Annotated in this window: 17 protein-coding genes; 10 read left to right on the top strand and 7 right to left on the bottom strand. The window is 71.8% G+C overall.

Features of this window, described 5'->3' with window-relative positions:
* Positions 1-66: 66 nt before the first annotated feature.
* The 4 genes from ACFZA2_RS00685 to ACFZA2_RS00670 all read right to left on the bottom strand — a co-directional run bounded on the left by ACFZA2_RS00685 (position 67) and on the right by ACFZA2_RS00670 (position 5734).
* Positions 67-2079, bottom strand: a complete 2013-nt coding sequence (locus tag ACFZA2_RS00685; protein WP_391399311.1) for an ArnT family glycosyltransferase — start codon at positions 2077-2079, stop codon at positions 67-69.
* 170 nt (positions 2080-2249) lie between these two features.
* Positions 2250-3611, bottom strand: a complete 1362-nt coding sequence (locus ACFZA2_RS00680; RefSeq protein WP_391401462.1) for an APC family permease — start codon at positions 3609-3611, stop codon at positions 2250-2252.
* Positions 3612-3872: 261 nt separating this feature from the next.
* Entirely contained in the window at positions 3873-5267 is a 1395-nt protein-coding gene (locus ACFZA2_RS00675) for an aspartate aminotransferase family protein (RefSeq protein WP_391399308.1), read from the bottom strand.
* The gene (locus ACFZA2_RS00670; protein WP_391399306.1) at positions 5264-5734 is read right to left on the bottom strand and encodes an Lrp/AsnC family transcriptional regulator; all 471 of its coding nucleotides are present in this window, start codon (positions 5732-5734) and stop codon (positions 5264-5266) included. Before ACFZA2_RS00670 ends, ACFZA2_RS00675 begins: the two co-directional genes overlap by 4 nt.
* Positions 5735-5902: 168 nt before the next feature.
* Between ACFZA2_RS00670 and ACFZA2_RS00665 the strand changes: the two genes are divergently transcribed.
* Complete coding sequence (locus ACFZA2_RS00665) at positions 5903-7621, top strand: cellulase family glycosylhydrolase (protein WP_391399303.1); 1719 nt, start codon at positions 5903-5905, stop codon at positions 7619-7621.
* A 175-nt stretch (positions 7622-7796) separates the two neighbouring features.
* Positions 7797-9833 (top strand): ArnT family glycosyltransferase, encoded by a 2037-nt coding sequence (locus ACFZA2_RS00660; RefSeq protein ID WP_391399300.1) that lies wholly within the window; start codon positions 7797-7799, stop codon positions 9831-9833.
* Between the two features lie 172 nt (positions 9834-10005).
* On the opposite strand, the gene ACFZA2_RS00655 is transcribed toward ACFZA2_RS00660, so the two are convergent.
* Positions 10006-10800, bottom strand: a complete 795-nt coding sequence (locus ACFZA2_RS00655) for an alpha/beta fold hydrolase (RefSeq protein WP_391399297.1) — start codon at positions 10798-10800, stop codon at positions 10006-10008.
* Positions 10801-10856: 56 nt separating this feature from the next.
* Here ACFZA2_RS00655 and ACFZA2_RS00650 point away from each other — a divergent pair, with 56 nt between their 5' ends.
* The 6 genes from ACFZA2_RS00650 to ACFZA2_RS00625 all read left to right on the top strand — a co-directional run bounded on the left by ACFZA2_RS00650 (position 10857) and on the right by ACFZA2_RS00625 (position 14625).
* A complete protein-coding gene (locus ACFZA2_RS00650) occupies positions 10857-11423 on the top strand; it encodes a mismatch-specific DNA-glycosylase (protein WP_391399294.1) in 567 nt (188 codons plus the stop codon).
* Complete coding sequence (locus tag ACFZA2_RS00645) at positions 11420-11812, top strand: DUF2809 domain-containing protein (RefSeq protein WP_391399291.1); 393 nt, start codon at positions 11420-11422, stop codon at positions 11810-11812. Before ACFZA2_RS00650 ends, ACFZA2_RS00645 begins: the two co-directional genes overlap by 4 nt.
* A 140-nt stretch (positions 11813-11952) precedes the next feature.
* On the top strand, positions 11953-12249 hold the full coding sequence (locus ACFZA2_RS00640; RefSeq protein WP_391399288.1) for a DUF1905 domain-containing protein: 297 nt from the start codon (positions 11953-11955) through the stop codon (positions 12247-12249).
* 13 nt (positions 12250-12262) lie between these two features.
* Positions 12263-12751: a prepilin peptidase gene (locus ACFZA2_RS00635; RefSeq protein ID WP_391399285.1), complete on the top strand. Its 489-nt coding sequence runs from the start codon at positions 12263-12265 to the stop codon at positions 12749-12751.
* An 82-nt stretch (positions 12752-12833) separates the two neighbouring features.
* A complete protein-coding gene (locus ACFZA2_RS00630; RefSeq protein ID WP_391399282.1) occupies positions 12834-13895 on the top strand; it encodes a YihY/virulence factor BrkB family protein in 1062 nt (353 codons plus the stop codon).
* Positions 13888-14625 (top strand): NAD(P)H-hydrate epimerase, encoded by a 738-nt coding sequence (locus ACFZA2_RS00625; protein ID WP_391399279.1) that lies wholly within the window; start codon positions 13888-13890, stop codon positions 14623-14625. Before ACFZA2_RS00630 ends, ACFZA2_RS00625 begins: the two co-directional genes overlap by 8 nt.
* Before the next feature lie 24 nt (positions 14626-14649).
* On the opposite strand, the gene ACFZA2_RS00620 is transcribed toward ACFZA2_RS00625, so the two are convergent.
* On the bottom strand, positions 14650-15405 hold the full coding sequence (locus tag ACFZA2_RS00620; RefSeq protein ID WP_391399276.1) for a glutamine amidotransferase: 756 nt from the start codon (positions 15403-15405) through the stop codon (positions 14650-14652).
* Positions 15406-15642: 237 nt separating this feature from the next.
* On the opposite strand from ACFZA2_RS00620, the gene ACFZA2_RS00615 reads away from it, so the two are divergent.
* Together ACFZA2_RS00615 and ACFZA2_RS00610 are read left to right on the top strand one after the other, a co-directional pair.
* Positions 15643-15870, top strand: a complete 228-nt coding sequence (locus tag ACFZA2_RS00615) for a response regulator (protein ID WP_315993003.1) — start codon at positions 15643-15645, stop codon at positions 15868-15870.
* Positions 15867-16514, top strand: a complete 648-nt coding sequence (locus ACFZA2_RS00610) for a CYTH domain-containing protein (RefSeq protein ID WP_391399273.1) — start codon at positions 15867-15869, stop codon at positions 16512-16514. Before ACFZA2_RS00615 ends, ACFZA2_RS00610 begins: the two co-directional genes overlap by 4 nt.
* 63 nt (positions 16515-16577) lie before the next feature.
* Here ACFZA2_RS00610 and lpdA read toward each other — a convergent pair whose 3' ends face one another.
* Positions 16578-17975, bottom strand: a complete 1398-nt coding sequence (gene lpdA / locus ACFZA2_RS00605) for a dihydrolipoyl dehydrogenase (protein ID WP_315993001.1) — start codon at positions 17973-17975, stop codon at positions 16578-16580.
* Between the last annotated feature and the right edge of the window lie 2 nt (positions 17976-17977).

Here is a 17977-nt window from a genome sequence, read left to right as displayed (position 1 = left end):
GTCTACCGGCGCGGGCCCGCGCGCCCGCGCGGATGACGGGGTGGGTGAACGGGACGGAGCCCGCTCTCACGCCCCTTCGCAGTCGTACAGCGTGACGCCCGACACCTTGTTCACGTCGCCGCCTTCGTGCGCCGCCGAGAAGGACCACTCGCCCACCTGCCGGCATCCGGGCTCCGTCGCGACGTGGCGGACGGGGTCGGACTCGGGCGCCCCCTTCGCCACCGCCAGGAGGCGCGCCCGACCGGAATGGACCATCTGCTCGAGCGCGTGCACCGTGAACACCGGCACGTGGCCCGAGTAACCGCCGTCGGTGAGCACGTCGGCGCCGGTGGCGTCGATGATCTGCGCCGAGATCGCCCACGAGTCGGTGACCATCAGGGCCTGACCGCTGCTCCCGCCGCCGTGGGCGCGGGCGGCGTCGACGAGCTGCGCCATCGCCGGGGTGAGCCCCGCGCTTCCGCCCCAGGGCGCCGGGCTCGACACCGCGAACGTCTCGTCCGGATCGCTCTTCTGAGCGGTGACGCCCACGTACGCGTCGCCCCCGCTGCCGTCGCGCGCGTCGTCGAGCACCTGCAGGCTCATCGCGACCGGCAGGCACAGCAGGGCTGCAGCGAGGGCGGCGGGGGCCACGCGCCGCAGTCGTGCAGGCGAGAGAGCCACGACCACCCCGACGACGACACCGGCGGCCCCGACGACCATCGCCGGGAGGAGAAGGATGCCGGGCAGCCGGGCCTGCGTGACGAGCACCGCCCACCATGCCCCCTGCGCGAGCGCGATACCCGGGAGCACCAGACGTCGGCCCCGACTCTCCGCGCGCAGGAGCTGCACGCCCTCGCCCCACGCGACGGCCGTCAGCAGCACCAGCGGCACGCCGAGAGCGGCGACGTAGGCCGTGTGCGGGACGCGCGTCAGCGACAGCACGGCGGCCGCGGTCACGAGCCAGAGCGTCGCCAGGACCACCAGCGCGAACCGGGCGCGCGCGTCGATGGCCGTCGCCTCGGCCCCGGGCCGTGCGGCATCCGCTCGCCGCCCGCGGACGCGCCCCTCCTTGCGACGCGGCCACCAGCGCCACAGTCCGAGGGCGATGCCGGCGATCGCCGCGGGATAGAGCCACCCGATCTGCGTGACGAGCGGCAGCTCGAGCAGCTTCGTCGACGACGACGCCCCGCCGCCGGCCGCGGCGCCGTGCCCCGTCACGGCGTGCACGAGCGCGGTGAGCGTGGCCCCCCACCCGCCCGAAGCCGCGGGGGAGCCGACCGAGCCGGGCACCGCGCCCGGGGCGAAGCGGTCGAGACCGTTGTAGCCGAAGACCATGGCGAAGACGTCGTCGTCCGTCGAGCCGTCGATGTACGGGCGCGAATCCGACGGGACGAGGGCGATCGCGGTGATCCACGCCATCGAGGCGGCGACGGCGGCACCCGTCACGACGCCGGCCCGTGCGAGGCCGCGGCGGCGACCGCTCGTGGCCGCGACCGTGGCGACCACGAGCGCCGGGAGCACGAACCAGGCCGACATCATCTTGGCTTGGAAGCCGATGCCGATGAACACCGCGCAGAGCAGCAGCGGCCACCACCGGGAGGTGAGCACGGCCCGCTGCCACCACACCACCGCGACGGCCAGCGCCATCGTCAGCAGCCCGTCCTCCATCGGGTGCGCGAACATCGACACGAAGATGGGCGTCGATGCGGCGGACGCGGCAGCGACGAGGCCCACCCCGCGCCCGCCGAAGCGCAGCCCCAGCACCGCGCACGCGACGATGGTCACCACGCCCTCGATCACCTGGGGCAGGGCGATCGCGGAGGTCGACATGCCGAACAGCCGGATGCCGAGCGCCTGCGGCACCGCGAACCCGCTCAGCTTGTCGAGGGTCACGGTCGCCGCTGGGTCGAACGCGCCGAAGAGCATCGCGTGCCACGACGACGCCATCGACCGCGCTGACGCCTCGTAGAAGGAGAAGTCGCCGCCACGGGCGAGGTTCCAGCAGGTCAGGACGACGAACGCCGCGACGATGAGCGCCAGCGAGATGCGGGCCCACCAGGGTTCGCGCCACCAGCGCGCGAGGACGACGGGAGAGGTCACGACGAGAAGAGTGCTCCCGCCGCAACGGCACCGCGTATGTCCGGACTATCAGCGGGCTGTGACCACTCCGGGCGGTCCGGTCCGCCCCCGAGCCGCGGACGGCGGGTGCGGCGTGCACGCGAGGGCCGCGGCATCCGGTGGGGATGCCGCGGCCGCGGTGCGGGGGTGCGTCAGATCTCCGAGCGCGGCCCCGGGGCCACCTTGTTGACCCCTGTGACCGGCTGGTTCTCGTCGAACGAGGCGATCGGGCGGCGGAAGCCGCGGGTGAGGATGACGAGGTACACGACACCGAGGGCGGTCCAGATGAGGCCGCCGACGAGCGCGTGCATGTCGAGGTTCACCCAGAGCAGGGCGGTGAGGAGAAGACCGACACCGGGCATCACGATGTAGCGGAACACGTCGGCCGGGGTCTTGTGCAGGCCCTTGCGGACGGCGAACCAGGCGATGACGGAGATGTTCACGAACGAGAACGCGACCAGGGCGCCGTAGTTGATGTAGGCCGCGATCTGTTCGAGGGTGAACGAGATCGCGAACAGGCTCACGAGACCCACGATGACGATCGAGAACGTCGGGGTGTGGGTCTTGGGGTTGATGAAACCGAAGATGCGGCGCGGCAACACGTTGTTGCGGCCCATCACCATCAGCATGCGCGAGACCGAGGCGTGGGAGGCGAGCCACGACGCCAGGGTCGCCGCGAAGCCCGCGGCGGTGAGCACGGCCTGCAGCACGGGGCCGCCGACCTGCACGCCGATCTCGGGCAGCGTGCTGTCCTCGATCGCCTCCTGCGGGAACGCCGTCGCCTCGGGGAAGCGCAGCTGCGTGACGTAGGAGGCGATGAGGAAGATGAGACCGCCCACGATGAGCGTGAGCACGATCGCGCGCGGCATGATCTTCGGGGTCTTCGCCTCCTCGGAGTACATCGACACCGCATCGAACCCGATGAACGAGAAGCACACGACCGTGGCCCCCGCCAGCACGGCGCCGAACTGCACGTCGCTGTGGGCGAAGGGAGCGAGCGACACGGCGGTGCCGGCTCCCGCACCACCCGCCAACTGCACGACGACCATGACGACGAAGACCGTCATCACGAGGATCGAGAACACCAGCAGCACCATGTTGACGTTCGACGTGCCGCGCATCGTGAGGTAGATGACCCCGGTCACACCGGCGGTGAAGACGACGACCCAGAGCCAGCCGGGCACGTCCGGGAAGAGCGCCTCCATGTAGCTGCGTAGGATGAGGGCGTTCACCATCGGCAGCAGCATGTAGTCGATGAGGGCCGTCCAGCCGACGACGAAGCCGACGCCGGGGTGGATGGACTCGCGCGCATAGGTGTACGCGGAGCCGGCGCTGGGGATGACGCGCACCATCTTGCCGTAGCTGATGGCCGTGAAGACGAGGACGACCAGGGCCACGGCGTAGGCCGCGGGGACGACGTTGTTCGTCTTCTCGGCGACGAGGCCGAAGGTGTCGAACACGACGGTGGGGGTCATGTACCCCAGGCCCAGGCCGACGATCGACCAGAGGCCCAGGGTGCGGGCGAGTTTGGCTCCCGAGCGTGACGTGGCCGCGTCGGCGGCGAGGTTCTCGTTCGTGGCTCCTCCTAGGGGGTGCGGTGCGCGATCGGGTGTCGCGTCCGTGGGCTGATGTCGGGGTACAGCGATCGGAGCACCGCTCGGGGTGGGGAGCGGGAAGGGCGGCGGGGTGGTGCCGGAGGGTGGTCGTCGACCGACGAGGGGCGTCGGCGAGCGGGGGAAGGATGCCGACGGTCGTGGTGTCGGCATCCCCGGGTGTCAGAGGCGGGTCCAGGCCTCGGTGAGGGTCGAGCGCAGGATCTGCTCGATCTCGGCGAACTCGGACGGTCCGATGGTCAGGGGCGGGGCGAGCTGGATGACGGGGTCGCCCCGGTCGTCGGCGCGGCAGTACAGGCCCGCGTCGAACAGCGCCTTCGAGAGGAAGCCGCGCAGTAGTCGCTCCGACTCGTCGTCGTCGAAGGTCTCCTTGGTCGCCTTGTCCTTGACGAGTTCGATGCCGAAGAAGTAGCCGTCACCGCGCACGTCTCCCACGATGGGCAGGTCGAGCAGGCGCTCGAGGGTGGAGCGGAAGACGGGAGAGTGGGTGCGGACGTTCTCGAGCAGCCCCTCCTCCTCGAACACGTCGAGGTTCTGCAGCGCGACGGCGGCCGAGACGGGGTGCCCGCCGAAGGTGTAGCCGTGCGGGAACGTCGCGTCGCCGTGGGCGAACGGCTCGTACACGCGGTCGCTGACGATCGTGCCGCCCAGCGGCGAGTAGCCGCTGGTGACGGCCTTGGCGAAGGTGATCATGTCGGGCTGGTAGTCGTATGCCGAGGCGCCGAAGTAGTGGCCGAGACGACCGAAGGCGCAGATGACCTCGTCCGAGACGAGCAGCACGTCATACTTGTCGCAGATCTCGCGCACGCGCTGGAAGTAGCCGGCCGGGGCGGGGAAGCACCCGCCCGCGTTCTGCACGGGCTCCAGGAACACCGCGGCGACCGTCTCGGGGCCCTCGAACTGGATCATCTGCTCGATGCGGTCGGCCGCCCACAGGCCGAACTCCTCGGGGGTGCCGCCCCCGAAGCCGGACTCCTCGGCCCGGTAGTAGTTCGTGTTGGGCACGCGGAAACCGCCCGGGGTGACGGGCTCGAACATGTGCTTCATCACGGGGAGTCCCGTGATCGCGAGGGCCCCTTGCGTCGTGCCGTGATAGGCGATCGCGCGCGAGATGACCTTGTGCTTGGTGGGCTTGCCTTGCGTCTTCCAGTACTGCTTGGCGAGCTTGAACGCCGTCTCGACCGCTTCACCGCCGCCCGTGGAGAAGAAGACGTGATTGAGGTCTCCGGGGGCGAGGTCGGCGAGGCGCTCGGCGAGCTCGATGGCCGCGGGGTGCGCGTACGACCACAGGGGGAAGAACGCGAGCTCCTCGGCCTGCTTCGCGGCGGCCTGGGCGATGCGGCGGCGTCCGTGGCCGGCGTTGACCACGAACAGACCGGCGAGCCCGTCGATGTAGCGCTTCCCGGCGGCGTCGAAGATGTGGTGACCCTCGCCCTTGACGATGATCGGCACGCCCGGGCCCTCCGTCATGGTCGATTGACGGGAGAAGTGCATCCAGAGGTGGTCGCGGGCCTTCGCCTGCAGGTCGGCGTGCTGATCGGTTTCGATGAGGGTCATCGCGTTCCCCAGTTGTAGAGCTGACGGTGGAGCTTGAGATAGACGAACGTCTCGGTCGAGACGACGTCGGGGAGAGACCGGATGCGATCGTTGAGCAGATCGATGAGGTCGTCGTCGCTCTCGCAGACGACCTCCACGAGCAGGTCGAACGAGCCCGCCGTGGAAACCACGTAGATCACGCCCGGCAGTTCGATCATCTGCGCGGCGACGACGCGGGTGTCGCCCGAGACGCGAACCCCGATCATCGCCTGCCGGGCGAAGCCCAGCTGCAGAGGGTCGGTGACCGCGACGATCTGCAGGATGCCGGCATCCTGCAGCTTCTGCACCCGCTGGCGCGTCGCGGTCTCGCTGAGACCGACGGCTTTGCCGATCTCGGCGTAGGAGCGACGGCCGTCTTCCTGCAGCTGTTCGACGATCGCCTTGGAGACGCGATCGAGGGCGGGACTGCGTTCGGCCGTGGGACTCATGATGGGCGACGGTATCAGCGCAACATCGGCTGAATCAATGATGATCTCGACATTTACGGAGGCGTAACACCGCGGAAACCGTCGTTGCTGCGATGCCGCGGCCCCCACGGTGCGCCGCGCGTCCGCGCGACGGTCCGCGGCGCCGCTACGATGACCGCGGAGGTGCGGATGTCGGGGTGGCTCGAACGGTGGTCGTCTGCGCGCCGCACCGTCCTTCGCGCGGCGGCTGCGGTCGCCGTCGCCGCGCTCGCCGCGACCGGTGCTGTCGCCGCACCGAGCGCGACCGCAGCGTCGACTCTTCCCGGCTGGCTCTCGACCCGCGGGGCGAGCATCGTCACCTCCGCCGGCACGCCGTACACGATCAAGGCCGTCGCCTGGTTCGGCATGGAGACCTCCAACTGCGCACCGCACGGCCTGTGGTCCCTCTCGCTCGACGAGGGTCTGCGGGCGATCGCGGGCATGGGCTTCAACACCATCCGCCTGCCCTTCTCGAACGAGTGCCTCGCCGCCTCGTCGTCGAATTCGATCAACACCTCCGTCAATGCCGACCTCGTCGCCCTCAGCCCCCTGAAGCTGATGGACACCGTGATCGCCCGGGCGAAGGCCTATGGCCTGTCGGTCATCCTCGACCGTCATCGCCCCGACTCCGCGGCGCAGAGCGAGCTCTGGTACACCGGCGCCTACAGCGAGAAGCGGTGGATCGACGACTGGAAGATGCTCGCGCAGCGGTACAAGAACGAGCCCGCCGTGATCGGTGTCGATCTGCACAACGAACCGCACGGCCCGGCCTGCTGGAACTGCGGCGATCCCGCCCGCGACTGGCGCGCGGCAGCCACGCGCGGCGGAAACGCCGTGCTGTCGGTCAACCCGAAGCTGCTGATCGTCGTCGAGGGCGTCGAGCGCCAGAACGACGGCTCGAGCACGTGGTGGGGAGGCGGCCTGCGCGACGTCGGCGCGGCTCCCGTGACCCTGTCGGTGAAGAACCGCGTCGTGTACTCCCCGCACGACTACCCGGCCACGGTGCACCAGCAGTCCTGGTTCACGGCGCCGGACTACCCCGCCAACCTCGAAGCGGTCTGGGATGCCAACTGGGGCTACCTCGTGCGCAAGGGCATCGCGCCCGTGCTGCTGGGCGAATTCGGGACGAAGCTCGAGACCGACAGCGACAAGAAGTGGATGAGCACGCTCGTCGCCTATCTCGCCAAGACGAAGATCAGCTACGCGTACTGGTCGTTCAATCCGAACAGCGGCGACACCGGCGGCCTGGTCACCGACGACTGGCGCACCCTCCAGAAGGCGAAGCTCGCCGCGCTGCGGCCGATCCTCACGCCCGTGACGGTGCCCACTCCGAAGCCGACGTCGACCCCCACGACCTCCCCGAAGCCGAGCGCCTCGGCATCCCCGAAGCCGACCGCGTCGGCCTCCCCGAAGCCGAGCTCGAGCCCGTCCACGTCGCCCAAGCCGTCGACGTCGACGTCGCCGAAGCCCACCACCTCGCCGAAGCCGAGCTCGAGCCCGTCCACGTCTCCCCGGCCGACCGCGTCGGCCTCGCCGAAGCCGTCCGCCTCGACCTCGCCGAAGCCCTCGGCGACGAGCCTCTCCGCGACGTGGGTGCCGCAGAGCGCCTGGGGGGAGGGGTACGTCGCCGAGTTGTCCCTCACCGCCGGGGCGGCCGTGAAGAGCTGGTCGGTGTCGTTCGAGGCGCCGGGAACGTCGGCGGTGACCAGTGCCTGGGGCATGTCGTGCCGCGTCGCCGGCACCACGGTGACGTGCACCGGGAGCGACTGGGCGGCCGCCCTCGCGCCCGGCCAGAGCGTGCGGGTGGGGTTCCAGGCCGCCGCGACCACGGCGCCGATCGCGCCGACGCTCCGCGTCTCGGCATCCTGAGCTCCGCCGTTCGGCGGGCGCAGCGCCCGCACACGGCGCGACCGCGACCCCTGACCGCGACAGTGCATCTCGCCGTGGCGCGGAGGGACACGGCGAGTCGGGGATGCCGGCAATCATCGCTCACGCATAACAAGCGTGAGGGCTGGTCGAGGGGATCGCTGTCTACGCTGCGCGGGTGACCGCCGTCCTGACCCCCGCTCCCGTCCCCTCCGTCTCCTCTCCGCGCGCGCTGCGGCGGCCCGGGGGCTGGACGATCGGGCTCGCCGCGATCGGGCTGCTCGCCCTGGTGCTGACGGGATGGCAGGTGTGGGCGGGAGCGCCGAGCGAGTACTACGCCTCGATCGCCCTGTCGATGAGCCGGTCGTGGTCGAACTTCTTCTTCGGCGCGGTCGACCCCGCGGGCACGGTGACGCTCGACAAGATCCCCGGATCGTTCTGGATCCCGGCGCTGTTCGTCCGTGTCTTCGGCTATTCGGCGTGGGCGGTGATCCTGCCGAATGCCCTCGCCGCCGTCGGGGCGGCGCTGGTGACGGCGGTGACCGCGCGTCGGCTCGCGGGCGTCCGCGCGGGTCTGGTCGCCGGGGCGATCGTGGCGGTCACCCCGATCCTCGTCGCGGTGGCCCGGTCGAATCAGCCGGAGACGTTCTTCGTCCTCGGGCTCGCCCTCACCGCCTTCGCCGCCGTGCGCGCCGTCCAGCAGCGCAGCGCCGGGTGGCTGATCGCCGCGGGCGCGCTGGTGGGACTGTCGTTCCAGTTCTACATGCTCGAGGCGTGGGCGGTGTGGCCGGCTCTCGCGGCCGCGTATCTCTGCACGCGGCAATCGTGGGGGCGCCGTCTGGTGCATCTGCTCGTCGCGGGTGTCGTGAGCCTCGTCGCCTCGCTGTGGTGGGTGGCGATCGTCGCGGCGATCCCCGCCGGCAGCCGCCCGTACATCGGCAGCACACTGTCGAACGACCCGTGGGAGATGGTCTTCGGCTACAACGGCCTGGGCCGCTTCACGGCGACGAGCGACAGCAGCGCGTACGAGTCGTTCACTCCGCCGTTCTCCGGCGACCCGGGGGTGCTCCGCCTGTTCAACGCGCAGCTCGCCGGACAGGTCGCGTGGCTCATCCCCGCGGCGGTCGTGGCGCTCATCGTGCTGTGGATGATGCGGTTCCCGCGGCCGCTCACGGTGCTCCTCACGGTGTGGACGGCCACCTTCGTCGCCATGTTCTCGACGGTGGCCGGGATGCACCAGTTCTACACCGCGGCCCTCGCCGTGCCCCTCGGCCTCGTCGTGGCGACGGCTCTGGCGGTCGCGCACCGCGCCGAGCGGACCTGGCCGCAGGTCGCGATCGTCGGCACGGCCGCGGTGACGGCGCTGGGGATCGGGCTCGCCTCGGGCGGCTACAGCATCCCGGTCTCCCTCGCGCAGGCCGCGGTGGCCGCCGTGGCGATCGCCCTCCTGCTCTCTCGCCGCGGGTCGCGCACCCTCACCACGGCGGCGATGCTGGTCGGCCTGTTGCTGACCCCCGCGGTCTGGTCGGCGGTCACGATCGCGCACCCGAATTCGATCAACCCGGTCGCCGGGGGCGTGTCGGAGATGTCGGGCGCCGGCTTCGGCGGCGGGATGCCGGGTGCCGGCCGCGGCGCGGGCGGCTCGGGCGCATTCCCCGGGGGCGGTGCGGCGCCCGGCGGTGCGGCGCCGGGCGGTTCGGCTGCGGGGGGCTCGGCGCAGGGCGGTGCCGCCCCGGGAGGGAGTGCACCGGGTTCGGCCGCGGGCGGCTCCTCGGCGCGCGACGGCGGCGCGCAAGCGCCCGGCGGGGCCGGCGACGGCGGCTCGAACCGCGGCGGAGGCGCAGGCGCCGGCGCGGGAACCGCCGACACGGCCCTCATCTCCTGGCTGGAGCAGAACGCCGCCGGGTCGACCTACCTGGCCGCTACCTTCGGCGCCCAGTCCGCGGCATCCCTCATCATCGCCAGCGACGGCGGCTCGTTCCTCCCCATCGGCGGATTCAACGGGACGGATGCCGTGCCCACCCTCGACGAGTTCGTCGCACTCGTCGAGTCGGGCCAGGTGCGCTACGTCATCGAGGGGCAGGAGCGCGGCGGCGGAGGGGTCGGGTCGTCGGCCGCGGCCGCGTCGAGCACGTCGGCGCAGATCCGCGATTGGGTCGGGCAGAACTGCGCGATCGACAGCAGCGCCCCCTCGACGGTGTACGCCTGCGGCTGAGCCCGCGCGCGCGTCGCCGCCGCGCGCGCTTGCGATCGAGTGTCCGAAATACCCGGACGATCTCGAAAACCGTCCGGGTGTTGTGGACACTCGCCGGGACCGGGAGCGGGAGCGGGAGCGGGAGCGGGAGCGGGAGCGGGAGCGCGCACGCCGCGGCGGAGCGGCGGCCGAGCTAGGCGCGGCCGAGGAAGTCCAGGCCCGCCTCGCGGAACGTGCGTGCCCCGGGGGCGTTGACGTGGTGACGGCCGGGGATGTCGGCGAACTCGCCGCGGGGGAGGAGGCTCGCCAGGTGGGCGGACTGGTCGTGGATGGGGTCCTCGGTCCCCGTCGCGATCAGCACGGGCTGCTGCGGGGGAGATGCCGGGTCGGGGTCGGTCTCGCCGAGGCGCATCCCCTCGGCGATCGCCACGAGCGCGCGCAGGTCGTTACCGGGTACCCGCTCGGCGAGCGAGACGTAGCGCAGGGTGGTGGCATCCTGGACGGGCTCGCCGTGATCGAGGAACGCGCGCGCCTGCTCGACCTTGAGTCGGGCGAGCGGCCGGCCGTCGGGGATGCCGCCCAGCACGGCGCGCTCGACGTGCTCGGGCGCGTCGACGGCGAGCTGCCAGCCCACGCGACCGCCGAGCGAGTAGCCGAGGTAGCGCACCTGGTCGACGAGGTAGGTGTCGAGCACGGCCACGAGGTCGGATACGAGGGTGGGCATCGTGTACGACGCGGCGTCGTGGGGCTTCTCGCTCGCCCCGTGCCCGCGCTGGTCCACGGCGATCACCCGGAAGCCCGCGCGCAGCAGATCGCGCACCCACCCGGTGTTGATCCAGTTGTCGCGCGTGCTCGAGCCGAAACCGTGCACGCACAGCACCGGTTCCGCCTCGGGATCGCCCCAGGAGTAGGTGGCGAGGCGCACGTTGTCACCGACGATGACGAACTGCGCGGGAGGGATCTCGGTGAGGGCGGGCACGGCATCCATTCCTCCGATCCTGGCAGAACGCCGCGTGCGGGCCCGGTACTGGTCATAGTGGTCTCATGGGTTTCACGCGTGCCGAGCTCGAGTCCTTCCGGGATGCCACGGTGCCCGACCTCGTGGAGCCCGGGGTGCGTCTGCTGTTCGTGGGGATCAACCCGGGGTTGTGGACGGCCGCCACGGGTACCCCGTTCGCGCGACCCGGCAACCGCTTCTGGCCGGCTCTGGTGAAAGCCGGGATCCTGCCGCGTTCGCCCGCGTACTCGTCGACGCTGGGGGAGGCCGACCGGCGTCTCGTGTTCGATGCGGGGATCGGGGTGAGCAACCTCGTCGCCCGCGCCACGGCCCGGGCCGACGAGCTCACGCGCGACGAGCTGCGCGCGGGCGCGCACGCACTCGCGGAGCGGGTCGCGACCTGGCGGCCGCGGGTGGTCGCGGTCGTCGGACTGACCGCGTATCGGCAGGGGTTCGACCGTGCGAAAGCCGTCGCGGGTCGACAGGACGAGGCGATCGCCGGGTGCGAGACGTGGGTCCTGCCCAACCCGAGCGGTCTGAACGCGCACGACACCGTCGAGTCGCTCGCGACCGCCTACGCTGCTCCCGCGCGCGCGGCCGGGGTGATTGCATGACACGGCGTCTCGCGGCGGTCCTCGCCCTCGCGGTCGTCGTCGCCGCGGGGCTCGCGGTGCACCGCCTGATGCCCTCCTCGGTGGCATCCGACGTCGCCGGTGACGCGCTGTACGCCGCGGCGGCGTACACGGGGCTCGTCCTGCTGCTCCCGCGCGCACGACCGCCGGTTCTCGCGGCGGGCGCGGCCGCGTGGTGCGTCGCCGTCGAGCTGTTGCAGCTCACCGGGGTGCCGATCACGCTGGCGGAGCGGATGCCGGTCGCGGCCCTCGTGCTGGGCTCCGGGTTCGACGCGCGCGACCTCGTCGTGTACGTGCTCGCGGTCGCGAGCGCTCTCGGCGTCGACGGCGTGGTGACGAGGGTGCGTGCCCGGCGCGCGGAGACGGGCTGACCCGGTTGACCGCCCGCGGTGCGTGCGCCGCGGCGGGGATCCGCGGTCTCTCCGCCCGACGGCTCCTCCCCGGGGAGGGATGCCGCGCCCCGGGGACGTCGCGGGGTAGCGTGACGGTTCCGCGACGAAAGGAGGGCCCCGTGCTCGTGCAGTTCGACGGCGTCGTGTTCCGGTGGGAGGCCCGCAGCGACAGCGACTGGTACTTCGTCGCGCTCCCCGCCGAGCTGAGCTACGACATCCGTGAGACCCAGACGTTCCGCCGCGGGTTCGGCGGGGTGCGTGTCGACGCCACCATCGGCTCCACGTCGTTCCGCACGTCGATCTTCCCGCAGGCGGGTGGCGTGTACGTGCTGCCGCTGAAGCGGGCGGTCCGCGACGCCGAGGGGATCGAGCCGGGCGGGACCGTCGTGGTCGACCTCGCCGTGCTCGACGCCTGAGACGCACGGCGCTGTGCTGCGGCCGTCGTCGTCAGACGCACCGTCGTCGCTCCCCACCGTCGCGCTCTCGCTGTTCGCGGTCGTGAGCGTCGTGCTCGTGATCACCGACGTGCGTCGACGCCGTCTGCCCGATGTGGTCGTGCTGCCCGCGACGGCGGCGGCGGTTCTCATCCTGTCGGTCGCGGCGGCGACCGCCGGACGACCGGCACTCGCGGCCGGAGTCGCATTCGGCGCCCTCGGGGCGTTCGGCGCGTGCCTGCTGGTGCGTCTGTCGCGGCCCGAGGCGTTCGGCGGAGGCGACGTCAAGCTCGCCGCCCTCGTCGGTGCGCACCTCGGGTGGTTCGGCCCGGAGGCCGTGGCATCCGGGGTCGCCCTCGGTTTCATGGCCGCCGGCGTCGCCGCCGTCGGCGTGCTCGCGGCGGGTGCGCGCGGAACGAGTCTGCCCTTCGGCCCGTTCCTGCTGCTCGGTGCGTGGGTGCGCCTGCTGACCCCGGCGTCGTGACCGGTGCCCGGCCGCTTGTCGCGCGACGGGCGGCGGGTCAAGCCCGTCCGGCCCGGTGCGGCCGCATCGATACGCTGACCCCATGGCCGACCTCATCCGTCGCGTCACCGCGTGGGCCCTGTCGCTCCGCCTCGTGCGCGCCTTCCTCGTCTATTCGGGGGCACGCGGCCCCGTCCTCGCCGACAGCGTCACCTATCGCACGCTGTTCAGTCTGTTCGCGGCGGTGCTGCTCGGCTTCTCGGCGGCGGCGGTCTGGCTGTCGGGCAACCCCGAGGGAATCGCGGCGCTCGAGCGCTCGGTCAACAACGTCGTCCCCGGCCTGGTGGGCCCCGACGGTCTGCTCGATGTCAGCGAGATCAAAGCGCCGACCGAGTTCACCATCGCGGGTGTGATCGGAACGATCGGTCTGCTGGGCGCCGCGATCGGAGCGATCGGCTCCCTCCGGACGGCCCTCCGCCAGATCGCGGGGGTGGCGACCGATGACACCCTGCCCGTCCTCGTCATCGTGCGCAACCTCGCCGTCGCCGTCGGCATCGGCGTCGCGCTCGTGGGGGCGGCTGCGGTGACCTTCCTCGCGACGGCCGGTCTCACGTTCGTCCGTGGTCTGCTCGGCATCTCAGCGGACTCCTGGCTCACGGCCGTGCTGACCTGGTCGCTCTCCACGGTCGTCGTCCTCGCCCTCGACACCGCGGCGGTCGCGGTGGCGTTCGCCGTGCTGTCGGGCGTGAAGACCCGTCGACGCACGCTGGTGCGCGGGGCGCTGCTCGGGGGCGTGGGTCTGGTGGTGCTGCAGCAGTTGTCGGGCCTGTTCGTGGGCGGTGCGGGCAACAACCCGTTGCTGGCGACCTTTGCCTCGCTCATCGCCCTGCTGCTGTGGCTCAACCTGTCCAGCCAGGTCATCCTGATCGCGGGCGCGTACATCACCGTCGCCACCGAGGAGGACCACGATCGCGTCCGCGCGAAGTACGGCGCCTCCACGATGATCCAATTCCGGGTGCGGCGCGCCGAGAAGGCCGTCCGTGCCGCGACGGGCGAGCTCGACGCCGCGCGCGCGGCCGAGAAGAAGGAGCGCGAGACCCTCGCCGAGAGCGACCCCGCCGCCGCCACGCGTGCGGACGAGGCGGAAGCGGACGCGCGTGTCTGACGGTCCGACCCCCGCCGGGGCGGCGCGGGTCGCCGCCTACACCGCGGATGCCGTCCGCGCGGCCGAGGCGCCTCTCCTCGCGGAGGGGAGACCGCTGATGCGGTGGGCGGCGCATGCCCTGGCCGTCGTCGCCGCAGCGGAGCGCGACACGGCACCCGGACCGACGCTGGTGCTCGTCGGCGCGGGCGACAACGGGGGAGACGCGCTGTACGCCGCCGCCGAACTGGCGCGTTCCGCCGACTCCCGCGTCGACGTCGTGCTCGTGCGCGACCGGGTGCATCGCGCCGCCCTCGACGCCGCCGTCGCCGCCGGCGTGGTCGTGCGGCAGGCTTCGGAGATCTGCGCCGCGATCGACGACTACACCCTCGTGCTCGACGGCATCCTGGGGATCGGCCGTCTCGCCGACCGGCGGATGCGGGGCAGCGCCCGCGCGATCGTGGAGTGCCTGCTCGCCCGCCCGCACCGTCCGCGCATCGTCGCGGTCGACCTCCCGAGCGGACTCGATCCCGATGACGGATCCGCGGATGCCGCCGTGCTCCCGGCTGATGTCACGGTCACGTTCGGTGCGATCAAGTCGGGTCTCGTGCGCGGTCGGGGCCCGGAACTCGCCGGGCGGGTGCACCTGGTCGACCTGGGACTCGAGCCGTACCTGCGGCGGGCGCACCCGGCGGTCACCGCGCCGATCGAGGTCGTGCGGGTCGATTCGCCGGGGTCCCTCGCCGAGGCGTAGGGGCCGAGCGGTGCCGGCCGCCGCTCAGCGGGCGTAGCGCTCGACGAAGGTGCGGAGCATGCGCGACGGCGCCGTGACGGGTGCCCGCCGCACCGCGGACAGGGTGAGGTCGAGGTCGCCGGAGGCGAAGTATCCGCACCCGGCATAGGCGTGGATGCGGGTGACGATCCCGTCGACGTCGAGTTCGGGGTGGAACTGCGTGGCGTAGACGTTGCGTCCGACGCGGAACATCTGCACCGGACACGCGGCCGACGACGCCAGCAGCACCGCCGACGGCGGAAGGATGCTGATGGCCTCCTTGTGGCCGACGAACGCGGTGAAAGCGTCGGGGAGGCCCGCCGACAGGGGGTCGGTGCGCCCCTCCGGGGTCAGCGTCACCTCGACGACGCTGATGGGTTCCGCATACGTGCCGTCGATCGGCGCACCGAGGTGCGTCCCGAGGGTGCCGACGCCGTAGCAGGCGCCCAGGAAGGGCGCATCGCGTGCGACCACCTCGGCGACGAGCTGTGCCATCTCCGCCTCGACGCGACGCTGCACGGCGGACTTTCGCTCGAACGGGTCGGACGCGTTGAACGGGCTCCCGCCGACGAGGACCCCCGACACCTCGTCGAGATCGATCGCGGGCATCGTCTCGCGCTCGAGACGCACGCGGCGCAGACGGTGCGGCGGCAGCCCGGTGTAGCGCAGGAACAGCGCGTACTCCTCATCGGCGGGGCCGTCTTCGGCGCGCGTCGCGAGCAGCACGAACGGGCGGTCACCGGGCAGGTCCGTCGCGTTCACCCGAGCGAGTCTAGGCGAGCGGGCCGCGACCGTCGGGCGGTCCCGCGTCGGGCGGGGGAGCGCCGCCGGCGGGGCGCGCAGTGGTTCCCGGGGCAGCGCCGGCAGCGAGGCGCGGAGGAGTCCCCGGGGGAGCGGCGGCGAGGCGCGGAGTGCTTGCCGGAGCAGCGGCGCGAGCGATCGCGGCGACGCGGTGTCAAGGCGCGGGGCCTCGTCGCGGGTGCGGTCTACGCTGACGGAATGGCTATTGCACGACTGACCGGAGGCCCGCTCGACGGGCAGGTGATCCCGCTCGAGAACGAGACCGACGACACGCTGATCATGCCCTACAGCGAGGGACAGCTCGTCTACCGCCGCGAGGGCGAGCCCACGAACACGGGCGACTCCGACGGCCCCACCCAGGCGGTCTTCGCCTTCGCCGAAGAGACCGAGGACATCAACCCCGACGCCGACGGGCGCGACGATTGAGCGCAGGCCCGAACGGGTCGTCGAACGTCGAGGTCGAGACGAAGTACGACGTCGACGACGACACGCCTCTGCCCGACTGGTCGACCCTTCCCGGGGTGGCGACGGTCGGTGACCCCGAGCCGCGAGATCTCGACGCGCGCTACCTCGACACCCCCGCGGCCGATCTGGCCCGTGCGGGCGTGGCGATGCGGCGCCGTCTGGGTGGTCCCGACGCGGGCTGGCACGTGAAGGGGCCCGCCGAGGGCGCCGGTCGCACCGAGACGCAGTGGCCGCTCGAGGCCGATGACGTCGACCCCGAGGTCGACCCGGTCGTGCCTCCGGCGGTTCAGGATGCCGTCTCCGCGATCGCTCGACCGCCCTTCGCCGCCCTCGCCCGCCTGCGCAACCACCGCACGGCGTACGCGCTCCGGGATGCCGAGGGCAACGAGGTCGCCGAGTTCGTCGACGACCGGGTCCGTGCGCGCGACGAGCGCCGGGGCGTGGAGTCGTCCTGGCGGGAATGGGAGGTCGAGCTCGGCGCGGCCGGGCCGACCGACGACGAGGGTCGTGCCGCGTTCTTCGCCGCCGTCGATGCGGCCGTCTTCGCCGCCGGTGGCCGCCGCGCGGCATCCGGTTCGAAGCTCGCCCGCGCCCTCGGCCACTGAGCGCACGCAGAGAAGCGAGAAGGCCCGCCCGGGCGAACCGGGCGGGCCTTCTGCGTGGAGCGATCAGAGGTTGATCATGTGCCCTGCGAGGCCGTGGAAGGCCTCTTGCAGGCCCTCCGACAGCGTCGGGTGCGTGTGGACGTTGCGGGCCGCCTCGAGCGCGGTGAGGTCCCACTTCTGCGCGAGGGTGAGCTCGGGCAGCAGCTCGGAGACGTCGGGACCGATGAGGTGGCCGCCGATGAGCTCGAGCGTCTCGGCGTCGGCGACGAGCTTGACGAAGCCGACCGGCTCGCCGAGGCCGTTGGCCTTGCCGTTGGCCGAGAAGGGGAACTTCGCGACCTTGATGTCGTGGCCGGCGTCGCGGGCCTGCTGCTCCGTCAGGCCGAACGACGCGACCTGCGGGTTGCAGAAGGTGGCGCGCGGCATGTTGCGGTAGTCGCCCAGGGTCTGCGTCTCGGCGTTGCCGATGGTCTCGGCGGCGACGACGCCCTGCGCCTCGGCGACGTGCGCGAGCTGCAGCTTCGCGGTGACATCGCCGATGGCGTAGATGTGCGGCACGTTGGTGCGCATGTGGTCGTCGATGTCGATGGCGCCGCGCTCGGTGAGCTTCACGCCCGTGTTCTCGAGACCGAAGCCGTCGACCTTGGGGGCGAACCCGATCGACATCAGCACGCGGTCGGCGTCGATCGAGCCGGTCGAGCCGTCCTTCGCGGTGTACGCGACGGTGACCTTGTCGCCGTGGTCGGTGACGGAGTCGACCTTCGTCGAGGTGAGGATGTCGACGCCGTAGCCCTTGTACTGCTTCTGGATCTCCTTCGAGACCTCGGCGTCCTCGTTCGGGAGGGCGCGGTCGAGGAACTCGATGATCGTGACCTTCACGCCGTAGTTCGTCATGACGTAGGCGAACTCCATGCCGATGGCGCCGGCGCCGACGATGACGATCGACTCGGGGAGCTCGCGGGTGAGGATCTGCTCCTCGTAGGTGACGACGTTCTCGCTCAGGGTGACGCCGGGGAGGAGGCGCACTGTCGAGCCCGTGGCGATGATGACGTTGTCGAAGGTGACCTGCTCTTTGGAGCCGTCGGTCTTGGTCACGTCGATGGTGTGGTCGTCGGCGAAGTATCCGCGACCCTCGTACTCGGTGACCTTGTTCTTCTTCATCAGGTAGTGGATGCCCTTGACGTGACCGGCGGCCACGCTGCGGCTGCGGTCGAACGCCTTGCCGAAGTCGAAGGTGACGTCGCCCGAAATGCCGAACAGGTCGGCCTTCGCGTGGAAGGTGTGGGCGAGATCGGCGTTGCGCAGCAGCGCCTTGGAGGGGATGCAGCCGACGTTGAGGCAGACACCGCCCCAGTACTTCTCTTCGACGATCGCAACCGACAGTCCCAGCTGCGCACCGCGGACCGCGGCGACGTACCCGCCGGGACCCGCACCAAGAATGACCAGATCGTAATGAGGCATGG

It is taken from the genome of Microbacterium sp. NPDC007973, from assembly GCF_042958465.1.
GTDB classification, from domain to species: domain Bacteria; phylum Actinomycetota; class Actinomycetes; order Actinomycetales; family Microbacteriaceae; genus Microbacterium; species Microbacterium galbum.
The sequence above is the reverse complement of the archived record's forward strand: the minus strand, read 5'-3'. Positions and strand labels throughout refer to the sequence as shown.